We start from the raw sequence: 1,875 nt of genomic DNA on the forward strand, positions 1-1,875 counted from the left end.
GGGCCCCCGCACGGATGCGGCCGCGCAGCCGCGGACCGCCCGCCTCGACGGCAGGACCGCGCTCGTCACGGGCGCGGCGAGCGGGATCGGGCGAGCCTGCGCGCTGGCCCTCGCACGGGCCGGGGCGAACGTCCTCGTGGTGGACGTCGAGGCGGCGGGGGCCGAGGAGGTCGCGGCCGAGACCGGTGGTACCGCGATCGTCGCCGACCTCTCGGACGCCGTTCAGGTCGACGCGCTCCCCGACCACGCCGACATCGTCGTCAACAACGCCGGACTCCAGCACGTCGCCCCCGTCCACGAGTTCCCCGCCGAGCGCTTCGCCCTGCTCCAGCGCGTCATGCTGGAGGCCCCCTTCCGCATCCTGCGCCGCACGCTGCCGGGGATGTACGAGCGCGGCTGGGGCCGGGTCGTCAACATCTCCTCCGTGCACGGACTGCGCGCGAGCCTCTACAAGTCCGCGTACGTCGCCGCGAAGCACGGCCTGGAGGGGCTGAGCAAGGTCGTCGCCCTGGAGGGCGCCCCGCACGGCGTGACGAGCAACTGCGTCAGCCCCGGCTACGTCCGCACGCCCCTCGTCGAAGGTCAACTCGCCGAACAGGCAAGGCGGCACGGTGTCCCCGAGGACGAGGTGCTGGACAAGGTCCTCCTCGAACACAGCGCGATCAAACGGCTCGTGGAGCCCGAGGAGGTCGCCGCGGCGGTGCTGTGGCTGTGCGGCCCGCACGCGAGTTCCCTCACGGGCACCTCGCTGCCGATGGACGGGGGCTGGACCGCGACCTGAGCCGCCCCGGCGGTAACGGAAGCGTAAAGATCCCTGGTCGGTGGTGTCCGGCGGGGTGACCGCCGCGCCGGGCGCTGGCAGGGTGAGCCCCCGGCGAGACGCGCGGGGGCGCAGGGAGAACGGACACGGGACACTGACATGACCACGCCATCATCCGCCGCACCCGCACCCGCACCCGCACCCGCACCCGCACCCGTCGCCCCCCATCTGCGCCACCTCCTCGAACTCCTCGCCACCGACGCCACCGAGGACGCGTTCAAGGCCGTCGAGGAGCGGGCGCGGGCCGCCGGGCTCCCCGCCGCCGACCTCGCCGAGACCGGCCGGGCCGTCGCCTCCGCGCTGCGCGTCCGCGCCCTGCTCCGCACCCACCGCCGCCGCGAGCGCGAGCTGACCGCGCTCTTCGACACCGCGACCGACCTCGCCGCGACCCGCGACCTCGACGCCGTGCTCCAGGCGATCGTGCGCCGCGCCCGCCGCCTGCTCGGCACCGACACCGCCTACCTCACGCTCCCCGACGAGGAGGCCGGCGACACGTACATGCGGGTCACGGACGGCTCCGTCTCGGAGGTCTTCCAGCACCTGCGGCTCGACCTCGGCGAAGGACTCGGCGGGCTCGTCGCGCAGACCGCCCGCCCCTACGCCTCGCCCGACTACCGCACCGACGAACGGTTCCGGCACACGCGCGACATCAACGCCGGTGTCTTCGACGAAGGTCTCGTCGCGATCCTCGGCGTCCCGCTCCTGCTCGGCTCCGTCCACGGCGGCGACCGCAAGGTCATCGGCGTGCTCTTCGCCGCCGACCGCACCCCGCGCGCCTTCGCCCCCGAGGAGGTCGCGCTCCTCTCCTCCCTCGCCGCGCACGCAGCCATCGCCATCGACACCGCGCGCGCACTGGACGACACCCGGGCGGCGCTCGCCGAACTCGGCCGCGCCAACGAGGTCGTACGGGCCCACGCCGCCGCCGTGCAGCGGGCCGAGGAGGCGCACGACCGGCTCACCGACCTCGTGCTGCGCGGCGGCAACGTGCGCGAGGTCGCCGCCGCCGTGGCCGGGCTCCTCGCGGGCACCCTGAGCGTCCACGACCCCGGCGGCCG

The 1,875-nt window shown here is 75.1% G+C and carries 2 protein-coding genes; both read left to right on the forward strand.

All coding sequences use genetic code 11. The features are described 5' to 3' along the window. A partial coding sequence (locus tag G3I42_RS05275) for a 3-hydroxybutyrate dehydrogenase (protein ID WP_203606390.1) occupies window positions 1-781 on the forward strand: 781 nt, incomplete at its 5' end. Between the two features lie 138 nt (window positions 782-919). Further along, a partial coding sequence (locus tag G3I42_RS05280) for a GAF domain-containing protein (RefSeq protein WP_164282814.1) occupies window positions 920-1,875 on the forward strand: 956 nt, incomplete at its 3' end.

The sequence above is a fragment of the Streptomyces sp. SID11385 genome (assembly GCF_010548245.1).
Taxonomy (GTDB): domain Bacteria; phylum Actinomycetota; class Actinomycetes; order Streptomycetales; family Streptomycetaceae; genus Streptomyces.